Source organism: Pseudoalteromonas sp. P1-26 (assembly GCF_001401795.1).
Classification (GTDB): Bacteria; Pseudomonadota; Gammaproteobacteria; order Enterobacterales; family Alteromonadaceae; genus Pseudoalteromonas.
Window position 1 is genome coordinate 17,651 of the sequence record NZ_LKDX01000039.1, and the last position, 22,616, is coordinate 40,266.

Below are 22,616 nucleotides of genomic sequence, written 5' to 3' on the forward strand. Positions count from 1 at the left end.
TAGCGAGTTATAAGGGGAAAGAGTAAAGGAATACCTTAGACGTGAAATTTATTTCGCGCGATGGTTTCCACGAGATTCCAGACTGACGGCTGACGGCTGACGGCTGACGGCTGACGGCTATCAAACTTGAATATGCGAGTTATCGAAATTCAAGCAATAAAAAACCACAGACTTCTCTGTGGTTTTTTACTTATAACTTAAGACTTACAGCTTTAAGCTTTTATAAAACAATAATACTCGTTACTAGGTAAGCAATGAAGGTTAATGCGCCGCCGAATAAGGCGTATGGCATTTGGGTTTTTACGTGAGTTAATAAATCACACCCTGATGCAATAGCCGATACCGCACTAGTATCTGAGATTGGCGAGCAGTGATCGCCAAACACACCACCACCTAAAATAGCAGCAATAACCAATGAAGGTGGTAAACCTAATGCTTGAATGAGCGGTACACCAATTGGAATAAGTATTGCGAATGTGCCCCATGAGGTGCCTGTGGTAAATGAAATTACCGCACCTGTAATAAAGAGCACTGGCACAACCAAGTAAATAGGTAAGAAATCACCTACTAGGCCTGCAACAAACACACCGGTACCTAAGTCTTTTAAGCTTGCACCCAAAGTAAGTGATAGCAATACAATAGACACTAATGGCAGTAACTCCCCCATTCCTTTAAAGCCAATATCTACCAGCTTATGGTGTGTAAATTCACGCGAGCTAATCATTAAAAAGTAAGCTACAACACAGGCTAAAATAGTTGCATACAGCACTGATTTAGAACCACTACCGCTGGCAATATCGCCATCGCCAGTCCAAAACATAAAACCAACCATACTACCAATTAAGGTAATTAGAGGCACAAGCATGTAACGTGCTTTTGAACCTTTCACTTCTTCTGTTAGTTCGGTTTCTTGTTGCTCTAGGTTTTCTTCTGCTTGCTTTAATGGGCCATGTACCTTGTCAAAGGTGATGGTGTAGAACACGATAAGTAAAGTGATAATGGCGTAAAAGTTATAACCAATACTGCCCCACAACACCGAAACCGCAGACTCTTCCATTTCGTAGTTGCCAAGAAGGCCCAGTACGTATGCGCCCCATCCATTTAGCAAGATTAAGATACACACAGGTGCGCTGGTACTATCGATAATGTAAGCAAGGCGTGCTCGGCTCATTTTAAACTTATCGAATAAACCACGCGATAAAATTCCCGAGGTTAATACGCTTAAGTTCGATTCAATGAATACCGCAATACCTGAGAACATGGTTAAGTAGCCTACTTGGCGCTTACTTTTAGCCACCCCTTTGTTCATCAGTAAATTAACGGTAGCGGCTACACCGCCAGATTCACGAATATAGGCAAGTAAAGCACCTATTAAGATACTAAAAATAAGGATACGGCTATTACCAGGGGAACTGGCAACCTCAATGACTCGCTCAATAGTGTTGATAAAGGTGAAAAACAAGGTATTACCTTCACCATTCAGAGCAAGCAAAAACTCAGACGACGCAACCGCGACCAATAACGCCATGATCACTTCTTTGCGCCAAAACACAATTAAGATAGCAATCAAGGGTGGTAAAATTGAATACCAAGACATAAAAACCCTTTTAAATTAAGAACAACATTTTATTTTTATTATGCGAAAACTCGCTAAGCTTAATGGCTTTGCCACCAAACTCAACTTAATTCGACTAGTGATTTAATATACTCTCATAAATCAGTGAGATAATAGAGCCATACTTACCTGTTTCGAAACGCTTGCCGACAAACTGGTAATTTTCTTTCGAACCTTCAATCGGTGTATGACGGGCATTGGTTAATAGCACAATAGCAAGGTCATACTCAGGGTCAATAACGGTCACAGTCCCTGTCCAGCCGGTATGACCAAAAGCCCGCGGGCTAGCATAAGGGCCAAAATGCCATTTACGCGCTTGATGCCCTGCTCTACGCCATCCTAAACCATAGGTCTCATCACTTGCTTGGGAGTTAGTGAATTGCTCAAGTACTTGTGGCGTAAAAATTTGCTTGTTGTCGTAGCCGCCACCATTGAGTAACACCTGCATAAGCACGGATAAATCACCGGCAGTACTAAAAAGCCCTGCATGCCCCGCTACACCACCTAAAGCATAAAATGCTTTTTCATCATGTACTTCACCTTGCAGTACATCGGTTCGAATATTTTCAAACTCGATGCGACCACCTCGGGTGTTGCCGTTAATTTCAGTGGCGGCAATTTGCGAAGCTAAAAAACCTTTCTGTAATGGATTATAAACCGTATGTGTTAAACCAAGTGGCTGATAAATTTGGCTTTCTACATAGGTATCGAGCGCCATACCACTAATACGTTCTACCAGTACACCAAGCAACATATAATCGATATCAGAATATAGGTGTTTTACGTTACGACCAGCCACGAAAGGGACACCTGTTAACAGTAGGTTTTTAGTACGCAGGCTGTTTTGAGAAAAAAAGCGCTCACCAAATTTATTGTCTTTACGATGAAAATCAACCACCGCAGGATAACCCGCACTGTGGGTGAGTAAATCTTTTACTAAACGCTGTTCACGGCCGCTGCCTCTAAATTCTGGTAGGTAATAAAACAGTGGCTTTTCTACGTCGAGCTTCCCTTCGCTGGCAAGCTTCATCAGCGCAAAATTAGTGGCAAACATTTTTGAGTTTGAAGCTATATCAAACAAGGTATCGTTTTGCATAGCTTGTGGGCTTGCAAGTTCACTGCCATCAGCATGGTACTTTTTAGCCGCGCCATAATGGCTTAGTTTAATCAACTTGCCATCTTTAACAACGGCGAGTACCGCGCCCGGAAAGCCCTCTTTAACCTCTTGATTAATTAATTCATCAACAGCACTAAAACGCTTTTGAGTGCTGTTTTTATCAAGCGTTGGGTAAGGAAAACGTAAGGTTAAGCTTGCCCCTTCAGGCAATACACTTTCTACTTTATACGTGTTTATGCCATCGCGGGTGCGTTTAGCCAAACTGTATTGATATATTTTTTCGGCTGTTAATGGTGAGGCAATATTAATTTTTTCACCATTAATGAAAATATCAGCACTGGTTGCATCTTGGTTGTCAATGATGATCTCACCGCGACCTTTATAGGCAGTAAATGTGCCTCGGTCGTTAACAAGCGCGCGACTGCTTGGATCAAGAGCCGGAATACGCGCTATCACTTGTGCATTAGCCAGTGTTTTTGGCGCAGGCTCAACCGCTTGCTGTTGCTGCTGATACTCTTTAAATAATCGCTCTAACTTTTTAGGAAAGTATTTATCTAATAATGCAAATAGCACAGCCGCACTTCTTGCATCACTATTACCGCTTACATGCCAAGGTAAAAAGTGCATTTGAAAGGCACTTAGAGCATCTAGCGTTTGCGAATCAAGCTGACCCGTTGCAATCACCTCATAGCCGTAACTGCGTAGTGCTTTTTGCATTAATTCAACTGAAGGTTTTGATGCGCTAAATAACTGCCAATATTTATCAACGGTGTCGCTGTCGTACCATGCACCAATACCTGCTTTATACAGTTGATACCAAGGAAAACGCGGGCCTGGGTCGTTCTTACGACTTGGAGCAATATCAGAATGGCCAATCACTTGAGTTGGCCCGATATCTGGGTTACGAGCAAGAATATCTTTACTAAGTTTTATTAGTAGCTCTATTTGCTTAGCGTCGTAGTCTGGAAAAATACATAACTTACTGGCGTCATTTTCCATCGCAAGGTTTGCTTGCTCAGGAATATGGCAGGTTGGTACATTAACAATTTCAATACCAATAGAATGATCATTTAAATCTTCGCGGCCTTGCCAAAAACTGCGTCCGGCATGCCATGCTCTATCTTTTTCATCAACCAGCTGAATAATTTCTAATTCATCTTTTGGATAACTAGAATCGCCTGATTCAGGTAATAAATAATGTGAACTTAAGCCCCCTTCATCCACGAGCGCACGCATTGATTTTTCGTAATCAATGGCGGTGTAATGCATCACTAAAAACTTAACACGGTGGCTGTAATTAGCTGATTGTGTATAGGTATATGGATTACTGGCACAGCTTACTAATAATGCCGCACTACTGAGATAACACAGCTGTTTAAGTAACGTTTTCAAAGGGGTAAAACTCATAACAGATTCATACCTGATGATTTAAGCGTTGACGATTCTCAGCAATACAGTAGCAACACCCACTTAACATGTAAAATATTTTATTTCACAATTAAAGAATAAAAAGCATACATTATCGCTAAGTTACTAAAAATAGAGCTATCTCAATAATTAGTGTTGTATCTATTATGGAATAAAACTATATTATTCCATCTAAATTAAGAAAAATATTCCAAACTTAGGTCTGCTAAAACAAAAATAAGTCGTCGTGTTAAGCAAACAATGCGCCCAAGCCCTGTGTTTATAATAGAACCATCGCTTTGCGCTTTGACTAAGTTAAGCAAACAAAGTGAGCCCTATGTCTACTTTTGTAAAAATTAAAGCCTTACGCCAATCTCTATCGAGCAGCGAAGCTAAGCTTGCTGACTTTACGTTAAATTCAGCGAATGCGATTCGTAATTTATCATCGGTTGAACTAGCAAAAGTGGTTGGTGTAAGCCAATCAAGTGTGGTGAAGTTTTCGCAAAAGTTAGGTTATAAAGGCTTCCCTGCTTTTAAACTTGCGGTCATTGATGCCCTTAACGATGAAAGCAGCGAACCTAAGCTACATGGCAAGATCACTCTGAATGACTCGCTAGAGCAAATCGCCGAAAAACTATTAAGCAGTAAATTGGCGGTGTTAACCGAAACCAAAAACCTCAACGAAGCACCAGCTGTCGAAAAAGCGGTAGAGCTATTAAAATCTGCAAAGCGCATTTTAATTTGTGGTTTAGGTGGCTCAGCACTGGTTGCAAAAGATTTTTCTTATAAATTACAAAAACTCGGTATGCCTGCTATTGCAGAGCCAGATGGCCATGCACAACTTGCGTATGTTGCGACGTTTTCAAAAGGTGATTTGGTTATCGCGATAAGTGAGTCAGGTATGACTCGCGAAATTGCCGAAGTTGTTAAACAAGCTAAGAAAAATTCAAGCTCGGTGATCTCAGTGACTAAATTTGGTAGTAGCCTTGTTGCCGACTCGGCTGATGTAAAACTTTACTCGGTTGCTGAAGGCGAGTCTGTGCGTTTATCATCGATTTTAGCGCGTACGGCGCAAGATTTTGTCATTGATATTTTGTTTATTGCCTTAACGCAGTCGAGCCGCCAAGGTCGTAAGTTACTAGAACATTCTAATGAAGTTGTTGGCGAATTTAAGAATAACTAATTTCTTCAATAAGGTTATATAAATACTTTAAAGCAGCTCAGGCTGCTTTTTTTATGCCTAATTTAGGATGCAGTTTAACAATCCCCTCTCTCCTCTAAACTACCAAACAATTGCGATAAGCGACTGACTTTAAAGTCATAATTTCTTACAAAATTGTAGTAAGAATAAATTAGCACTCCGTTAAAGCAAGTCATTACTGATCTTTACCTAAAATCGGTTATATATTTTATTCCTAAAAACTAACCTTTAAATGAAAAAATATTCTTGACCAACTTAAATAACACCTGTTTAATATATGGGCAACATAATTTTAAAGTTCATAAGTCTCAATTGGGTAAGTAGTCCAGCAAAGCATATAAATATAAGGACGGGAAACAATGAAACAACATGCATCCACACTCGCAATGAGCTATATAGCAAAAGCGACTAGCAATGCACTTCGCGCAAAGAAAACAGCCTTTACAGGTGTTGTTATGGCCGCGGCACTCGCCAGCGCGCCAGCCTTTGCAAATCTAACCGGGGGGATCAAAGGTAAGGTATCATCACCAGAAGCACAGCAGTCACTGGCAGGGATCACTGTTACAGCAAAAAGTAATGTGATGCCAAAACCACGTACTGTTGTTACGCGAGAAGACGGCAGCTACGACTTACCACAATTAAAACCAGGTACTTATGAACTGACTTTCACCGATAAAAACGGTGTAACTCAAACTATGACTGTAGATGTTTTACTTGAACAAACTTCGAGCCTAAACGTCACTATGGGTGGTGCTAACGAAAACGTTGAAGTCATCACGGTTACCGGCAGTAAATTATTCCGCCAAGGTAAGTCTGCACTGACTAACTCACTTGGTGAAGAAGCAATCAATAGCGTACCAGTTGGTCAAGATTACCGTGACCTATTAAAACTTGTACCAGGTGTTGAGCTTTCGGCAAATACAGTCTTAGGTCCATCTGCAGGTGGTTCAGGGGTTGATAACTCCTACGGCTTTGATGGTGTAAATGTTTCAATGCCAATGTTTGGTAACTTAGCATCAGAGCCATCAACCCATGACGTTGCTTACGTAACTATGGACCGCGGTGGTGCAAAAGCGGTAGGTTTTAACCGCTCAGGCGGCTTCTCAATCAACACAGTATCAAAATCGGGTACTGACGAGTTCCACGGTAATGTTGAATACAAGGTACAACCTAAAAGCTTTGTTGCAACACCTGTGGGCGAAGAAAGCTATGAGCTTGATAAAAGCTGGTTAACAGCAAGCTTAGGCGGTCCGCTTATTGAAGATACCTTATATTTCTATACCTCTTATTATCGCCCAGAAGAAACTAAAGCGAACAAAGCTACCGCTTACGGTGATGTGAAGGACTATGAAAGTATCCGCGATGAATACTTTGGTAAATTAACCTGGGCACCTACAGACGATATTTTAATTAATATTTCACAGCGTACATCTGACAAAGAAGTTAAAGGTGATTCAATTGGCGCTTACGAAACTGACAGTGTATCTGTAGGTAGTAAAGCTGACCAAGATATCTTTACTTTAGATGGCTCTTGGATTTTAGGCTCTGCAACTACTCTATCATTTCAATACAGTAAATTTGAATTGGAAACAGGCTCGAAACCAGATACTGAGTTAAGCGTTATTCCATCATTATCTAGCCAAGTAGATATCAATAACCTTACTCAAATGGGTTATTTTTCTGTTCCAAACCTAAGAGAATATGATTCTGAAGGTGCTTTCACAGAAGAGCAAATAGCTTCTTATAATGCGGGAGCTACAGCATTAATCAATGCTTATGGTTACTTAGAAGATGGTGTAATGAAAGGTGAAGGTGGTGTTGGTGCTTACGCCCAATATGATAACCAAAACTTTTACAGAGACTCTTTTGAAATTAATTTAGAGCATGAGTTTAACTGGGGTGACACTTACCACACACTACACTTAGGCGCAAAATGGGAAGAAGGTGAAGAGCAGATTACTCGTTTATCAAATGGTTGGGGGCGCATCTCTTACCTAGGCGGTTTAGTCGATCCTGATGCAGACACTGAAGGTTTTGACCCTGCCGACGCTATATATAGAGCACATGTACAGCAAATGAGTCTAGCAACTGATGGGAGCACAGTCTCTGGTATCAATTCAGAAATGCGTAGCCTCAATTTCGAAATAAACGATACTATTGAACATGGTGATTGGACTTATAATATCGGTCTACTTGTGAGCCAAGATACTTGGTACGGACAAGGCTTAAAAGAAAAATCAGGAACAATATCAGGTTATGAGCTAGCTCCAGGCCATAAGTATGAAATGTATAAAACAGATTGGTCTGATATGCTTCAACCGCGTTTAGGTGCAACTTGGACCTATTCTGAGGAAGACTCAGTATTTGCGAATTTTGCTATTTATAACCCTGAAGCAAGCTCATTAGCGCGTGCAGCATCTTGGGATCGAAACACACGTTCGGAAATTGAGTTACTGCTTGATGATTCGGGTAATATTCTTTCAGCATCGCCTCGACGCGGTTCTTCAGGTAAAGCATTCCAAGAAGGAATGAAACCTCGTCGTATCAATGAGTTCACACTTGGTACCACTAAATATGTGGGTTCTGACTTAGTGCTACGTGCTCACGTACGTCACCGTAAAGGTATGCACTTTTGGGAAGATATGCCAAACACAGCACGTTTAACTGACTACTCTGGCGTTGATGCTGATGGTGTACCACAACACATAGCAGATAAAGGTTTATATGTAGATAACCTAGCCGAAATCCGCGATGAAATTGGCGGTTCATCTTATGTTATTGCTGAAGTAGATGGTGGCGAGACTAAATATTGGGAAGCTAGCATCGAAGCTGAGTACCTAGGTGAAAATAGCTACATCAATGCTTCTTATGTTTGGAGCCATTACTACGGTAACTTCGACCAAGACAATACCACAACAAGTAATGATGCTAATAACTTTATTGGCTCATCATACTATGGTGATGGTCGCGGTCGTTACTCATGGGATAACCGCTACGGAACACTATCTGGAGATAAACCGCATAAAGTCAAAGTGTATGGTTACTACACTGTGCCATGGGAAGCAAACATTGGTGCTTACTTTGTATTCCAATCTGGTCAGGCTTGGGAAGCATGGGATGGTACACAATACGGATACGCTTCAAGTCATGTGAGTCGCTATGCAGAACCTGCTGGTTCTCGAAGAACAGCAAGCCACTGGCAACTTGACTTAAACTATACCCAAGACTTTAAGTTCTCAGGTGATATGGAATTACAATTCCGCGCAGATTTATTTAATGTCTTCAATAGACAAACAGGGTTCAACAAAAACCCGTACGCTCAGTATGACAACTTTGGTGAATCACGCAGTTACTATAACCCTCGTAGTTTACAGCTTTCAGTTAACTTCAAGTTCTAAGTTTATCAATCCTGTTGGGGGCCGCTATAGCGGCCCTTTTTTATGCCTTAAAAACAGTAAAAACTTAAATTGTACAAAATGCTTTTGCGGCATCCATATTACTCGCTTCTTTCATAAAGTAGTCGAGTTGCACAGTTCGAATAATCGCTCTCGATTCGCTGTTGCTTTCCCTTGCCTGCCAGTGCCAAGTTTTAAGCGACTTTCGCGACACATCGACAAATAGCCCTTCAGGGAAGCTCTCTACAAAACGGATATCGGTGGTATTACCTTGTTTATCAATAGTAATAATAAAGCGCGCACAGCCCGTCTGTTTGGCAATTTCTGCTGCTTTAGGGTAACTGGGCTTTGTTGCGTGTTTAAGCATCCACAACTGCTCTGCTGCGTTTTTATCATCCCGAAGGTCAAGTACATCGGTTGAGTTACTTGTTGTACTGTTTGGGAGTTGTGAGCAGCCAGCAAGTAATGTAAATGCAGCAATTAAATGAACTTTCATGGTATATCCTTACAAATCAAGTTCATGAATATAACATAGCTTTTTATAGGCATAAAAAAACGAGGCAAGCGCCTCGTTCTTATTTATCTAGTTATCTAGTTATCTAGTTATCTAGTTATCTAGTTATCTAGTTATCTAGTTATTATTGATAAAGCAAATACGGGGAGCGCTTGCGTTTATAAGCACTTAAATCGGCTTGCCAGCTTTGCTTTATTTGTTGCTCTGTTTGGCCTTCTTCAATGGCTAAACGCAATTTATCAGTCCCTGCAAGTTTATCCATAAAATCAGCACGTTCAAAAAACGTATGATCATTCGCATTTAGCTTTTGATAAGCCGAAATAAACAAGCTTAAATCTAGGCCGTGAATATCAGCATCTCGTAAGTCTTGACCAAATACTTCGACCCCTTTGAATTTAGGGTGCATTGAAGCGCCTTTAATCGCCCTTGGCGTAAAGCTAAATTCGCCGAGTTTAACTGGCGAGTAACCAACAACTTGAAACGGAAAATCAGTGCCCCGGCCAATAGTCACAGGCGTAGCTTCAAAGAAACACAATGATGGATACAGCGCAATTGATTGGGCATTTGGTAAGTTAGGACTTGGCTTTATTGGTAGCTCATAAGCCATAGTGCGGTCATAATTCTCAACAGGCACGACACTTAGCTCAAGCTTATCAGCGTCATTTATCCAACCTTCGCCTTTGATCATCTGAGCAAGCTCAGCCACTGTCATACCGTGTAAAACAGGAATTTCGTGCATGCCCACAAATGAGCGAAATTGTGGGTCAAGGATAGGCCCATCTACATAGGCTATATTCGGGTTAGGTCTATCGAGTACTACAACCTCTTTACCATTTTCAGCGGCGGCTTCCATCACATAGTGCATTGAACTGATATAAGTGTAAAAACGCACACCGACATCTTGAATATCAAAAATAATGACGTCTAGATCTGCAAGCATCTCAGGGCTTGGCTTTTTATTACTGCCATATATCGACACAACATCAATGCCGGTTTTAGCATCTACTGTGCTTTTAACGTGAGCACCGGCGTCATGGTCGCCGCGAAAGCCATGCTCTGGGGCAAATATTTTGCTAACGACAACGCCTTTCTCAAGTAATGCATCAACCAAATGTTGACCATTCACAACTGATGTTTGATTAACTACCAAGCCAACACTTTTCCCTGTTAATGCAGGTAAATAAGCTTGAAAATTGGCCGCGCCCACCTGTAAAGGCTGTGCATTTTTAGGCGCTTGTGCAGGTGTTTCTTGGCAACCTAAAAGCGCAAAACAACTAAGAACTAAAACAGCTAAAAAACGCATTATTCTTCAACCGCCTTACGTAAAAAGCCACCCGCTTTTGACAATAACTGTTTTGCTTCAGGGGCTGGTTTTCCAGTTAACACAATTAAAATTGCTAGTTTGGCACTTTGCTCAGCTTGCTTTAATGCATCCACAGCTTGCTGCTGAGAACACTCTGTTGCTTGCATCACAATACGAATAGCACGAGCGTGCAGTTTTTCGTTACTGGCATTCACATCAACCATCAGGTTTTTATACACCTTGCCTGTGCGGATCATGCTAGCTGTGCTTAGCATATTCAACACCAGCTTCTGTGCCGTGCCCGATTTCATACGTGTAGAGCCAGTTACAGCTTCTGCACCCACCACGGGGCAAATGCCGATTTGTGGTAAACGCATCACCGCTGAATCAGGATTGCAAGTGACACCCACAGTGACACAACCAAGTGATTTAGCGTATTCAATTGCCGAGCAAACATAAGGAGTTCGACCGCTGGCGGCAATGCCAACCACGACATCTTTACTGGTTAAATTAGCATTTTTTAAGTCTTCAATAGCAAACGTGGTGCTATCTTCAGCGCCTTCTACGGCTTTTTTAACCGCGGTGTCACCACCAGCAATAATACCGAGCACTTGCTGATCGCTTACGCTATAAGTAGGTGCACATTCAACCGCATCCAAAATACCCAAACGACCACTGGTGCCAGCACCAATGTATATTAACCTGCCACCTTGTTGAAATGCTTCAACGACATGATCGACAGCTTCACTAATTTGTGGGATCACAAGTTTCACGGCACCCGCTACTTTGTGATCTTCATTATTGATTTTAGTGAGGATCTCAGTGGAGCTGAGCAGATCGATATCCAAAGTGTCAGGGTTTTGTCCTTCAGAGACAATACCGTTTAACTCTTCGAGTAACTCACGTTGTTGCTTAAAGACGTGCTCAGGGCTCATTGGGTTGTCCTTTTTCAATAATGTCATGGTAATGCTTTACCGCTAAAATGGCGGCACCAGTTAATGAATCTCCCTTACAAGGAGATAATTCGTTTTGTAAGGCAAGTGGCAATAACGGTTGGCTAACTTTCGCCAAACCACCAATTAAAATCACCGGTAACGGCGAGTTACCTCGGCTTTTATTTATTAACCTAACCACCGATTGGGTGTGCTCTGTTAATACCGCTTTTGCCGCCTCACAGTCGTTTTGTAAGCTAAACACCAACGGGCTAAATGCTGCATAATCCGCGGGTTTTGCTTGTTTAAGCCAACGACTAATTGTTTGACGAGTGCATCCTAGCTGCTCACTCAAACGAATCGTTAATCGGCTTTTTGGTAAATCGTAAATATCTATATCGTTTAATAATTGCTGCACAGCCATCAGGCCGATACGCGCACCACCGCCAAAATCATCAACGGTAAAACCCCAGCCACTCACCAGCTTAGTTTGCTTTTGAGCGTTTAATCTTGCGCCGACGGCACCGGTGCCAAGTGCAATAACCACACATGGTTCACCAAGATTAGCACCATATAATGACGTAATTGCATCACTGGTAATTTGCAAACTGGCAAATTCTATTTCGTAAATCAGCTTGAGCATCACTGTTAATTGCTCAGCGAGGCTCTGCGATGAGCCACCAGCAACACCCATAACGGTGACGATTTCACTAGGCTCAGCGCCACTTTGCTGGCAAACATCACGGGTTACTTTAACAATGTTTTCTAACGCTAAATCAAGATCATTCGAAATTGATGCCGAACCCGCTTGGGCACGAAAAGTAGCGCCACTTACCTGCTCTTTTAGCTCTGCTAACACTTTGGTGCCACCACCATCGATGGCTAAAACATAGCGTACAGCCATTTACGCACTCTTCTCGTCTGCCGCTTTACCAAGGCAACACACCAATGTTGCGAGCAATGTACCTATGCATAGCTGCCAAGTAAATCCTAAGTAAAAGCGCATTGATTCGGGTAGTAACCAGTCAATCATGTACGGCTGCATTAGTAAGGTCACCATAAAGCCCGCTATTAGCGCTGCTAACACTGAGCCTTCACTGCCTCGTTTGGTAAACAAGGTAGTAAAATACACACCTAGCAAACCGCTGTACGAAAATACCATTACACTTAGCGCAAATTTTAATAATGGCATATCACTGTATTGCTGCCAGAAATAACAAAGAATAGCCATCAGCGCTAAGGCAAGGCTCACTAGTGCCATACCCACACGACCCGCTTTTACAAAGTGATGATCGCTTACTTGCTTGTTATGTTTTTCTAAATACGGGCGATAGATATCTTGTACGATGACTGAAGACATCGAACTAAGCCCAGAGTTCAAAGTAGAAATAGCAGCTGCAATAATACCCACGCTGACTAAACCTTTAACCCCGGCTGGTACTTCGTTTAATACGTAGTACATAAAGATAGTGATTTTTTCGCCGTTAAATTCTTGTACGACCGTTTGCCCAGCTTCGTTATTCATTAGTGCAGGTTGCTGATAAACAATATAAAGCAGCAAACCAATAAAGATAAAAATAGCCATAACTGGGATCACCATCACTACCGATAGTAATAACGCTTTACTGCCTTCTTTTGGACTTTTACAGGTTAATAAGCGCTGCGTCATATCTTGGTCTAAACCAAATGCGGCGATATTTAACAGCACAAACCCCGTTAACACAGAGGCCATGTTAAAGACCCCTGACGGGCCAAAATCTAAATCAAATTTAAACAGCGCGAGTTTTGAGTCTGCACCAGGACTTGGCTCACTCAAAGTTGCAATTATGGTTGAGAAATCAGCCGGAATAACACTCAGCAAGCACCAGATAACCGCAATAGCCGCACTGACATAAACGATACTTTGCAGTACATCAGAATAAATAACGCTGCGAATGCCACCCAAAAAGGTATAAAGCAGACCTGCAAGCGCCAGTACTAAAGTTGCGATAACCACACTGTCGGCATCGATATTGCCATATAGAATCATCGCCACAGCAATAGCGGCCATATACAAACGGGCGCCACTGGCAAACACACGGCCAAATAAATACATCATGCCGCTACGGCGCTTGGCCTTTGGCCCGATACGTTTTTCAAGCAGTTCGTAAACGGTATACACTTTTTGCTGGTAAAACTTTGGAATTAAAAACGCCGATACAATAAATGCCGCAATAAACGCACCGATATTGGTCGCAATATATGAAAAATCACCTTGATAGCCTTGATCTGGTCCACCAATAAACGTTGCCGCTGATTGCGAAGTGGCTAAAACAGAAATAGCCACCATCCAAGTTGGCATGCTATTTCCGCCTAGAAAAAAATCTTGGCTTGAGTTAGCGCGTTTGCGATTAAACCACCAGCCACTTAACAATAAAATTGCACCGTAACTTGCGAATACTAGCCAATCGAGAAAAGCGTAATTTGCACTCATTTATTATCCTAACCCAAACCTCAATGGAATATATTATTCCACCATTATGACAAAATTAAAATACTTTTATTTTATTATTTTTATTTAGCTAAGTTAGGTAATTGCCACTGACTTTGCTTTTGTTGATATTGCGCTTTGGTCAAGCTGACTAATAACGGTTTTTTACGCTCATCTAACCAAGCAAGTAACGCATCCATATCGCTTTCTGTCATTGCTGTACAACCTGCTGTTGGCTTACTTGGTGCCCGCCATAAATGCATAAAGATACAACTGCCCGCACCATTGATATTGCTTGGGTTATGCTTAACAACAATGCCTTTTTTATAAAGGTTATCTTGACTGTAAATATCACGACGCATCCATTCTGAAGAGTCTTTTACGGCGTCTTCACCTACTTGTGCTTTATCAACCAACTGGTTGTAAAACGGTGAGCCTTTCACATCAATACAATAATCATTTGCTGTCATTGCTTGATAACTGAGGTTCGTTTGTAATGAATCTAAATAACCAAAAGCAGTACCAAGCTCAAAAATACCCGCAGGTGCTTTACCATCGCCTTCTTGTTTTTGCTGACCTGGCTGTGCAGGATGCAGCCCCACTCCCCATGCAAGGCCAGTACGACCTAGTACCACCGCGTGTTGCTGACCTTGTTGTTGCCAGCTGCCAGCGGTTTTTTCAAAGCGATACAAGGTGGCATCAATGGCATCACTATCATTGGCCACCACCACCACGAGCTGTTGATGACTGTTATCAATAACAGGTTTAGGTAACTCTTTGCTGGCACAAGCCGATAAACTCATAACTGCAATAAAACTGACTAATTTTTTCATGCTGGCCATACTCCGTTTGTAATTGGTTCAAGCCCCGTTATTGATTCAATGCCAAGACCCGGGGCATCCGATAAGCGTATTTGTGGACCGCTAAATTCAACGCCCCCTTGCACTGGGTCATACTGACCAAGGGCTGGGCCATCTAAATCGATTTTACTGATTTTCTTCGCTTTGGCAGAGGCTAAATGTGCAGCACCAGCTACGGCAATACTGCCCTCTAGCATACAACCAATCATACACTCTGCTTGGTATTGGGCTGTGATATTAGCAATCTCAATTGCTCGGCTTAAGCCGCCCGTTTTCATTAATTTAATATTGATAATATCAACTGCGCCAAGCTCTAAAAGTTGGATCACTTGCTTCGGTGAAAAGGCGCTTTCATCGGCCATAATCGGGGTATTCACTCGCTCAGTAATATATTTGAGCCCTTGAATATCACTGCTTTTTACTGGCTGCTCAACCAACTCTAATACCACGCCTGCTTGCTCAAGTTGCTGTAGTGCAAACACAGTTTGCTTGGCATTCCAGCCTTGGTTTACATCTAAACGCAGCTGCGTTTTAGCGGCAAAGCCTGCATGGATTGCTTTTACACGTTCAATATCTTGATTAAGGTTATTGCCGATTTTTATTTTTAATACATCAAAGCCTTGCTCAACCGCTCGCTGACAGTCACTAAGCATTTTATCTATGTTATCGACGCTAATGGTGATATCGGTTTTTAGCGCTGACTTACCACCGCCAAGTAACTTATATAAAGGCGCTTGATAGAGCTTGCCCCATAAGTCGTAAACCGCTAACTCCAAAGCCGCTTTTGCACTACTGTTACCAACCACCGTAGATTGAATAATGTGGGTAAGCTGATTAATGTTTTCGATTTCTTGCCCCACTAATTTAGGGGCAATAAACTGCTGAATGACCGCGATCATTCCTTGATGGGTATCGCCTGTAATAACCGGTGTTGAAGCCGCAGAGCCATAGCCAATTTGGCCACATTCGGTGTCGATTAAAACCACTAAATCCTCAATAAAACTCACTTCTCTCAGTGCTGTTTTAAATGGGGTAACTAATGGCACTTTGAGCTTTGCAAAGCGAACAGCTTTAATTTTCATAATGGCCTCTAGCGAATACGCTTAATGTTATAAACACGATCTAAGTAGCTGGTTTCTTGAGATAATCTAAGTGGCAATAATGGTGTGACCGACACCCCATTCAAGGCACTATTATAAAAACTGCCATCGCCTTTGTTATAACCTAAGCCTTTAACGTCATGAATAACATAAGGCTCACCATGATGCTCTCCTAAGTACATCATTACATGACCCGGAATATAAATTAGATCGCCAATCGCCATATTTTTAACCGTCGGTAACTTATCATCTGCCGCAGTATTTTTATCAAAACGACTATTTTTCCCGTATTCACTACTGCCTTGCTGTCCTGAATTACGCGGCATTAGTAGGCCAAAGCTCTTATAAATTTCACCAACAAAGCCAGTACAGTCACGGCCATTGTAATCATGGCCCCAACCATAGCGCTCGCCTAAAAACTTAAAGCCTTGTCTAATCAGATTCTGCTCGTTGTAGTCTAGGTAGCCTAAATTTACATCGGCAGTTTTACTTATCATTGCAGGTTTAATAACAAGTTTGCCTTGCTCATCGCGGGTAGGTAACTGTACAACATGGCTAGCATAGCTGTTTTGGCCGTTGAGCAAATACGGTACTTGCTCACTATCAACTAATGGTAAGCGTACTCCCATATCGAGCTGAACTTCTGAGAGGGTTTCATCGTTTGGCACATAAGCAGTATTGACCTTTGCACCGGTTACCACCAAAAAGTTATCTTGTTCGCGATAAGCTTTTATTTTATCTGCATCAGCAAAGGCAAGATCTTCGGCAGGCGTCCACGCAAGATAGTTGTAAGCACGTACTAACAACCATTTTTTATCTGCGCTTTGATGTAATACAGCAACCGCTTCGCCCGGAAACATACCGCTTTCTTGAAAGCGATCTAAGTCTTGATCAAGGCCGCTATTTAAAACCCGATCCCAAGTTGGAAAAGTACGTAATGCGGTGCGCTTAACGACCACAGCAAAGCGTACCTCATTGTTATCTACGACCTTGTTAAGGTTTAAATTAGCCTGATATTTAGCAAAGTCTTTCGCGGTGAGTTGTCGGCCATCGGTAAAAAAGCGCGGGCTTTTTGGAATTGAACTTGCTGAATGAATGGCGCTTGTTAGCTCGTCTTTAGTGAGCGATTTTTGAAATGAAAGAGGATCAACAATGTATTTATTTTCTTTAATTAATTTCTCGTTGAAGGCCGCAATTTGCGCCTCAGTCATGATCACTTTTGCCGATGCACCTTGTGCTAGCCAGTAGCTGGGCGAAAGCTGTGACTGCGTGACCCCGATAACATCTGATTGCCAACCCTCAGCATGCATAGGTGCACTAAAAGCAACACCTAAAGTAATTGATAAAGCGATAATTGAACGACGCATAGCTGTACCTTAATTCTTATTGAACGCGTTAATCTAATAATTTTGTAAAAGCATGCTGCAACTTTTGCTGCATTTGCTTACCGACTATTGGCAAATTGGCTTCGTCGGCCCCCGAAGTTGACTGCTGTACACTAAACGTAAACTCACGGCCACCTTGGTAATTGCCTAAACACACATGTGCCAACATAACCGTTTCTGTGGTGGAGCGCGTTTCACTTGGCCCCCAGCCAATTTTTTGCCAAACACGCCATTGCCCATTCGTCGCGCTATCGAGCACTTCTTTTGCAGAGCGACTATCATTTGGCGCAATAACATTTGCCAATGCATTTGTAACGATATGACTGATACCTACCATCATACCGCCTACAGGAACATGTTCATCTGTATGACCTGTGCCGTTAAGTAGCACATCAACATCACTTGCTTGTAAAAAAGGCATTTGCGTACTTGGTTCACGCTGATGACTAACCAGACGTTTTAACCATTCCGCTTGAGCAAGTGTGGTCATTGCTTTGTTGCCCGTTAAACCACAACTCTCACAACGATACCCTAAATAGCCAGGATCATCACTGCTTGCTTTGAACCGAGCTATCTTTGCATCAAGCTCATTATTGACAAGGTTATGCCAGTATTCGTCTGATGGCATAAACTGCTCTGAGCCATATGCGCCGTTAAATAACAAACGCTGATCCTCTAGTTTTAGCCAGCCTTCATTAAAAAGCCCACGCAAATATTCGCGCCCTACGACATTGACAAAATAACTGGCTATCGCATTTGAATTACCATCGGCTTTACCAAATGCTTCGTAACTATTAATACTGCTGATCAAATCAGCCAGTGCTGTATCACCGGCAAATGAAGCTGCACCAAGCTGAGGGTGAGTTTGCCTTACTTTTGACAGCGCACCGCTAAACGCTTGAATTTTTGATGAACTCCAAGGTTCATACAACTCATTGTGGCTGCCGTCACTTAAATACCGGTAAGCTAATTGCCCTGCTTGAACTTGATAATCAATTAGGAGTAGCTTGCCCGGTTGCTCTGGGGCTAAAAAATACTGCCAATCGGCCGCAACTCTGTTTTGCCAACCTGTTTGCTGGTAATTAACCTCAGCCGCTGATTTATAGCTTTGCAGCTTAGTTTCACTCTCAAGCGATAAACAACCGGTATTCGTTAAATCGTCTGGCAAAATAGCAGGCGCTAACATCACCTGCTCAAAGTATTGTTGGTCGGTTAATGGGGCTGTTTCTGTGCTAGTTTGACAACCAGCCAAGAGCATCAAGCCGCAACTTATAGCCAGCCTGTTTTGATATGCACCTTTCGCATACATAAAATAAAATTCCCGCTTGTTATTATTTTTGGAATATTTTATTAAATCTAACACAAATTGACCGTGAAGCAAATTAACACGGTTTTATTGCGTAAAGGATTTGAAACAGTGAGGATTTAGGTGAAGTTGAGTGTGAAACTACACTCAACTTCTTAAGAGATTAAAGAACTTGCTCAGTGTATTTTTGTAAGTCAGTGATCAAATCACGATATAGCGTTGAGCTTTTATCCTTAATGCGGTCGAGAAAGAAATCGTCAGCAATATGGGTGATTTTTTGACGCTTCTTTTTATCGCTTAATTTGCTTTGCACAACATCCATCAGTTCGGCTATTTTCTCACGTTCATAGCCGTTTAAAGAGGGATCTGTGCTGATATCTTTTAGCATGATTAATGAGTCTATTGTTGAGCCATTTAGGGTTACCGTTAACGCTTTTGCTAAGCTTGGTAACCAGGGTTTTTCAATCTGCTCACCAATCACATAAAACATGTTTTGTGCTGTCGCTAGGTCACCATCACGTACTGCAACACTGCCAATAATGAGATAAGAAATAAGCTGCTCTTTTGGATAGCTCTGGCTCACTGTCGCAAACAGAGGATCGGTGCGAATGAAGTCAGCTTTTTGTTTAGCCATTTTACGCCAGCCTTTGTTATAAAAAGCCAAAGACTGAGCACTGTATGCTAAATATTTACCCCGCATATCAGTCGCTTTAGCAAGCGCTAAGTCGCTTTCTGCAATTGCAAAATCTTTACTTACACCAAGGCTCAAAATGTAGCTCATCATGGCATGAGTCAGTGTTGGCTCAATTGCACCTATTTGCTCTAACTGTTCTTTTTGCAGTTTGTTATAACCATAAGCAATGGTATCGACACTGGTATTCGACACTCCACTGTACGTTTCATAACTAAAACTATCTTGTAAATCAGCATATTGTTGTTGCTCAGTCTTTGTTGATTTGCAACCACTTAGTAAAGCGACACAAAACAGCGAGCACGCTGCTAATTTAACAAAAGGGATGCTATTTAAAGCGGTCATCAATAATTCCTTTTTCTACTTCTATGGCATCATGTGCCAAACCTTGGTATATCGGGCTATGGATTCTACTTAACGAGAATATAATATTACTGTCATCGACAACGCTTATTGCATGCTCTGATGCATTGATTTGCACACCAGCACCATCAAATCGGCTTTCATTCAGTTTTACACCTTGTTGTGCCGTGATAGTGACATTGGTTAGTTCAACCACAGAACGCTTAATATTTAAAGCGAGTTTAGCCCCTGATAAGCTTACATTTTCTAATCTCACTAAAGAATCTTTAATACGGATAGATTCAGCAACCACATTTTTAAGTAACACATTATTACAGTCTTCAATGATCATATGTCGGTAATGGCCTGAAAACTCGCGGCTGTGCTGATCTTCACAATGAAATGTTTCGATTTGTTTATCAGAAACTTCTGCACTGGCTGCTTTTTTAACTTCCCCAGTAAATGCACGATTTAATAAAGCTAAAAACTGGCTGGGCTGTTGCTTCATTGGCACATGGCCCACATCAGGCAAAGTAGCTAAATCACTATTGATTAGCTGGCTGTTCAATACTTTTGCAGTTCGTAATGGAGCTACTGCATCTTCTTCACCCCAAATAATATGTGTTTCTATTTTCAGATTGCTGACAATCTCGCTAAAGTCTTCTTCAACTAAACTCAGCGCTGCATTCATATTTGGTGTTTCACCCATTACTAGCTTCCACGCACCATCACTACGCTGCAATAACTCTGTCAGGTATGAATCAATCGCCCCTTCTTCAATGAGTCCGGTTGTAAAATCATTGAGCTGAGCTAACTTAGTTGAGAGAAATTTAGGTAGCTTAGTATTAGGCTTAGGTACGTTGGAGATAGGCTTTATAAATGCCACTTTATGTAAGATACCCGCTGCGTCGACTAGCACCAGTTTATTGAGTTTCTCCGGGTATTTGCCAGCAAAATACAGGCTGACCGCGCCCCCCATCGAGTGACCCACAGCTGTGGTTGGTTCAGCAATATAGTGATCGACCACTTCCGCCAGTACAGCAGCATAATTGCGAGGAGAGTAACGCCCTTCGGGGCTTTCTGAGTGAGCAAATCCAGGTAAATCAATCGCAATAACATGATAATGCTTAGTGAGTTCAGGAATAACCCCAAACCAATCTTGCATACCTAATACGCCTAAACCATGCACAAGCAGCAAAGGCGGCGACTTTTTATCACCGGCCTCTAAGACCAAAATTGATGAATTAAATACGGACTCTTGGTAAGTACTAAACAACCAATCTGCTTTAATAGGAGATTCAAATTTGAGTGCTTGGATTTGTTGTTGGTTTAATGGTGTTGATTGCGATACAACTGGCTCGCTTTGCGCAGCAAACGAACCAAGCAAAATGCAATAAAAAAAGAATAAATGAAATAGACGCAAGGGATATTGGTTTAATTATTATTATATTAGCGAGATTGTACCCTTTGTCGGTTAAATGTAAATAATGCATGAGCATGAACCTTACATTGAGAAATGCTTATTCTGGGATAGATAGCAAGATGTGAGAGGTGTAGATCATCATTTATGGCGACAGCATCTTGATACGCGTGAAACACGTTTCACGCCTACGGGGTGCACTTTTTATATTTTGAGCTGGGTTTTAATTTGTGGAGTGCAAGCATGATGTTCGCGACTGAAGTCGCTCCTACCCTGTAGGTCGTCATTTATGGCGACAGTATCGTGATACGCGCGAAACACGTTTCACGCCTACGGGGTGCGTTTTTTGTATTTTGAGTTGGGGTTTAATTTGTGGTGTGGAAGCATGATGTTCGCGACTGAAGTCGCTGCCCCCCCCCTGTAGGTCGTCATTTATGGCGACAGCATCGTGATACGCGCGAAACAAGTTTCACGCCTACGGGGTGCGTTTTTTGTATTTTGAGTTGGGGTTTAATTTGTGGTGTGGAAGCATGATGTTCGCAACTAAAGTCGCTCCTACCTGTAGGTTGTCATCATTTATGGCGACATCATCGTGATGCGCGCGAAACAAGTTTCACGCCTACGGAGTGCGTTTTTTGTATTTTGAGTTGGGATTTAATTTGTGGAGTGGAAGCATGATGTTCGCGACTGAAGTCGCTCCTACGAATATTGGGATAATAAACGCGATATAAAATCGCTGCTACAGATTTATATCGTGTTTTCACGCTCCTACGCAAATTGCAGGCACAAAAAAACCGACTTTCGTCGGTTTATGTCACTTTCAAGAAGAAAGTGGCGGACGCGGGAGGATTCGAACCTCCGACCGCCTGGTTCGTAGCCAGGTACTCTATCCAGCTGAGCTACGCGTCCGCATTATGTTTTTGCATGTTTAAGTCGTGCATTGACTGTATCTTAAAGACACAAAAAAACCGACAGTTTGTCGGCTTATGTCACTTTCTAAGAGAAAGTGGCGGACGCGGGAGGATTCGAACCTCCGACCGCCTGGTTCGTAGCCAGGTACTCTATCCAGCTGAGCTACGCGTCCGCAGTTGCATTTTATAATCTTGCAATGATTTTATCTTTATACTCGATATGAGTTTTCAAATATGGTGGTTGCGGGACGTCTCTTGAAAGAGTGAACCTCCGACCAAATTTGTATCTTTATACTCGATATGAGTTTCAAATATGGCGGACGCGGGAGGATTCGAACCTCCGACCGCCTGGTTCGTAGCCAGGTACTCTATCCAGCTGAGCTACGCGTCCACACGCACATTTGAACATTGCTAATTTATTCTCTTAGCAAGAGTTAAAGTAAAAAGTGGCGGACGCGGGAGGATTCGAACCTCCGACCGCCTGGTTCGTAGCCAGGTACTCTATCCAGCTGAGCTACGCGTCCACACATATTACTTTCAAGACATGCCATTTTAGGAAAAATGGTGGAGAAGGAGGGATTCGAACCCTCGATAGAGCTACAAACCCTATACTCCCTTAGCAGGGGAGCGCCTTCGGCCACTCGGCC

General features: G+C 42.2%; 15 protein-coding genes and 4 tRNA genes. 2 read left to right on the forward strand and 17 right to left on the reverse strand.

Features of this window, described 5'->3' with window-relative positions; all coding sequences use genetic code 11:
• Positions 1 to 220 precede the first annotated feature (220 nt).
• Both AN394_RS16510 and pbp4b read right to left on the reverse strand, forming a co-directional pair.
• A complete protein-coding gene (locus AN394_RS16510) occupies positions 221 to 1,597 on the reverse strand; it encodes a Na+/H+ antiporter NhaC family protein (RefSeq protein ID WP_054560796.1) in 1,377 nt (458 codons plus the stop codon).
• A 94-nt stretch (positions 1,598 to 1,691) separates the two neighbouring features.
• Positions 1,692 to 4,139 carry a penicillin binding protein PBP4B gene (gene pbp4b, locus AN394_RS16515; RefSeq protein WP_082423009.1) on the reverse strand — a complete coding sequence of 816 codons (2,448 nt, stop codon included), beginning with the start codon at positions 4,137 to 4,139 and terminating at the stop codon, positions 1,692 to 1,694.
• Positions 4,140 to 4,476: 337 nt separating this feature from the next.
• On the opposite strand from pbp4b, the gene AN394_RS16520 reads away from it, so the two are divergent.
• On the forward strand, positions 4,477 to 5,322 hold the full coding sequence (locus AN394_RS16520) for a MurR/RpiR family transcriptional regulator (protein ID WP_054560797.1): 846 nt from the start codon (positions 4,477 to 4,479) through the stop codon (positions 5,320 to 5,322).
• Positions 5,323 to 5,699: 377 nt separating this feature from the next.
• Positions 5,700 to 8,738, forward strand: a complete 3,039-nt coding sequence (locus AN394_RS16525; protein ID WP_055022031.1) for a TonB-dependent receptor — start codon at positions 5,700 to 5,702, stop codon at positions 8,736 to 8,738.
• Positions 8,739 to 8,802: 64 nt separating this feature from the next.
• Here the strand turns inward: AN394_RS16525 and AN394_RS16530 are convergent, their stop codons facing one another.
• The 15 genes from AN394_RS16530 to AN394_RS16600 all read right to left on the reverse strand — a co-directional run bounded on the left by AN394_RS16530 (position 8,803) and on the right by AN394_RS16600 (position 22,493).
• Complete coding sequence (locus AN394_RS16530; protein WP_055022032.1) at positions 8,803 to 9,231, reverse strand: energy transducer TonB; 429 nt, start codon at positions 9,229 to 9,231, stop codon at positions 8,803 to 8,805.
• Positions 9,232 to 9,373: 142 nt separating this feature from the next.
• Positions 9,374 to 10,552, reverse strand: coding sequence for an exo-beta-N-acetylmuramidase NamZ domain-containing protein (locus AN394_RS16535; protein WP_055022033.1), 1,179 nt, complete (start codon positions 10,550 to 10,552; stop codon positions 9,374 to 9,376).
• Positions 10,552 to 11,514 (reverse strand): N-acetylmuramic acid 6-phosphate etherase, encoded by a 963-nt coding sequence (gene murQ, locus AN394_RS16540; RefSeq protein WP_375185674.1) that lies wholly within the window; start codon positions 11,512 to 11,514, stop codon positions 10,552 to 10,554. Before murQ ends, AN394_RS16535 begins: the two co-directional genes overlap by 1 nt.
• A complete protein-coding gene (locus AN394_RS16545; RefSeq protein WP_055022034.1) occupies positions 11,477 to 12,388 on the reverse strand; it encodes a BadF/BadG/BcrA/BcrD ATPase family protein in 912 nt (303 codons plus the stop codon). Before AN394_RS16545 ends, murQ begins: the two co-directional genes overlap by 38 nt.
• Entirely contained in the window at positions 12,389 to 13,957 is a 1,569-nt protein-coding gene (locus AN394_RS16550) for a sodium:solute symporter (RefSeq protein WP_055022035.1), read from the reverse strand.
• 80 nt (positions 13,958 to 14,037) lie between these two features.
• Positions 14,038 to 14,787 (reverse strand): L,D-transpeptidase, encoded by a 750-nt coding sequence (locus AN394_RS16555; RefSeq protein ID WP_082423010.1) that lies wholly within the window; start codon positions 14,785 to 14,787, stop codon positions 14,038 to 14,040.
• On the reverse strand, positions 14,784 to 15,896 hold the full coding sequence (locus tag AN394_RS16560; protein ID WP_055022037.1) for a dipeptide epimerase: 1,113 nt from the start codon (positions 15,894 to 15,896) through the stop codon (positions 14,784 to 14,786). Before AN394_RS16560 ends, AN394_RS16555 begins: the two co-directional genes overlap by 4 nt.
• Before the next feature lie 8 nt (positions 15,897 to 15,904).
• On the reverse strand, positions 15,905 to 17,281 hold the full coding sequence (locus AN394_RS16565) for an SH3 domain-containing protein (protein WP_055022038.1): 1,377 nt from the start codon (positions 17,279 to 17,281) through the stop codon (positions 15,905 to 15,907).
• 28 nt (positions 17,282 to 17,309) lie between these two features.
• Positions 17,310 to 18,551 carry a hypothetical protein gene (locus tag AN394_RS16570; protein WP_150114705.1) on the reverse strand — a complete coding sequence of 414 codons (1,242 nt, stop codon included), beginning with the start codon at positions 18,549 to 18,551 and terminating at the stop codon, positions 17,310 to 17,312.
• A 217-nt stretch (positions 18,552 to 18,768) separates the two neighbouring features.
• Positions 18,769 to 19,641 (reverse strand): hypothetical protein, encoded by an 873-nt coding sequence (locus AN394_RS16575; protein ID WP_055022040.1) that lies wholly within the window; start codon positions 19,639 to 19,641, stop codon positions 18,769 to 18,771.
• Positions 19,625 to 21,061 (reverse strand): alpha/beta fold hydrolase, encoded by a 1,437-nt coding sequence (locus AN394_RS16580; protein WP_055022041.1) that lies wholly within the window; start codon positions 21,059 to 21,061, stop codon positions 19,625 to 19,627. Before AN394_RS16580 ends, AN394_RS16575 begins: the two co-directional genes overlap by 17 nt.
• Positions 21,062 to 21,890: 829 nt before the next feature.
• Positions 21,891 to 21,967: transfer RNA gene (locus AN394_RS16585), tRNA-Arg, on the reverse strand.
• A gap of 98 nt (positions 21,968 to 22,065) precedes the next feature.
• Positions 22,066 to 22,142, reverse strand: a tRNA-Arg gene (locus tag AN394_RS16590).
• A gap of 141 nt (positions 22,143 to 22,283) precedes the next feature.
• Positions 22,284 to 22,360 (reverse strand) — tRNA-Arg (locus AN394_RS16595).
• Between the two features lie 56 nt (positions 22,361 to 22,416).
• Positions 22,417 to 22,493, reverse strand: a tRNA-Arg gene (locus AN394_RS16600).
• Positions 22,494 to 22,616 lie beyond the last annotated feature (123 nt).

What these genes read in the sequence shown, in the direction of transcription:
- AN394_RS16575 (WP_055022040.1), bottom strand. Translation starts at nt 19,641, where the DNA reads ATGACCGCTTTAAATAGCATCCCTTTTGTTAAATTAGCAGCGTGCTCG.
- AN394_RS16535 (WP_055022033.1), bottom strand. Translation starts at nt 10,552, where the DNA reads ATGCGTTTTTTAGCTGTTTTAGTTCTTAGTTGTTTTGCGCTTTTAGGT.
- pbp4b (WP_082423009.1), bottom strand. Translation starts at nt 4,139, where the DNA reads ATGAGTTTTACCCCTTTGAAAACGTTACTTAAACAGCTGTGTTATCTC.
- AN394_RS16555 (WP_082423010.1), bottom strand. Translation starts at nt 14,787, where the DNA reads ATGAAAAAATTAGTCAGTTTTATTGCAGTTATGAGTTTATCGGCTTGT.
- AN394_RS16565 (WP_055022038.1), bottom strand. Translation starts at nt 17,281, where the DNA reads ATGCGTCGTTCAATTATCGCTTTATCAATTACTTTAGGTGTTGCTTTT.
- AN394_RS16520 (WP_054560797.1), top strand. Translation starts at nt 4,477, where the DNA reads ATGTCTACTTTTGTAAAAATTAAAGCCTTACGCCAATCTCTATCGAGC.
- murQ (WP_375185674.1), bottom strand. Translation starts at nt 11,514, where the DNA reads ATGACATTATTGAAAAAGGACAACCCAATGAGCCCTGAGCACGTCTTT.
- AN394_RS16550 (WP_055022035.1), bottom strand. Translation starts at nt 13,957, where the DNA reads ATGAGTGCAAATTACGCTTTTCTCGATTGGCTAGTATTCGCAAGTTAC.
- AN394_RS16560 (WP_055022037.1), bottom strand. Translation starts at nt 15,896, where the DNA reads ATGAAAATTAAAGCTGTTCGCTTTGCAAAGCTCAAAGTGCCATTAGTT.
- AN394_RS16525 (WP_055022031.1), top strand. Translation starts at nt 5,700, where the DNA reads ATGAAACAACATGCATCCACACTCGCAATGAGCTATATAGCAAAAGCG.
- AN394_RS16530 (WP_055022032.1), bottom strand. Translation starts at nt 9,231, where the DNA reads ATGAAAGTTCATTTAATTGCTGCATTTACATTACTTGCTGGCTGCTCA.
- AN394_RS16545 (WP_055022034.1), bottom strand. Translation starts at nt 12,388, where the DNA reads ATGGCTGTACGCTATGTTTTAGCCATCGATGGTGGTGGCACCAAAGTG.
- AN394_RS16510 (WP_054560796.1), bottom strand. Translation starts at nt 1,597, where the DNA reads ATGTCTTGGTATTCAATTTTACCACCCTTGATTGCTATCTTAATTGTG.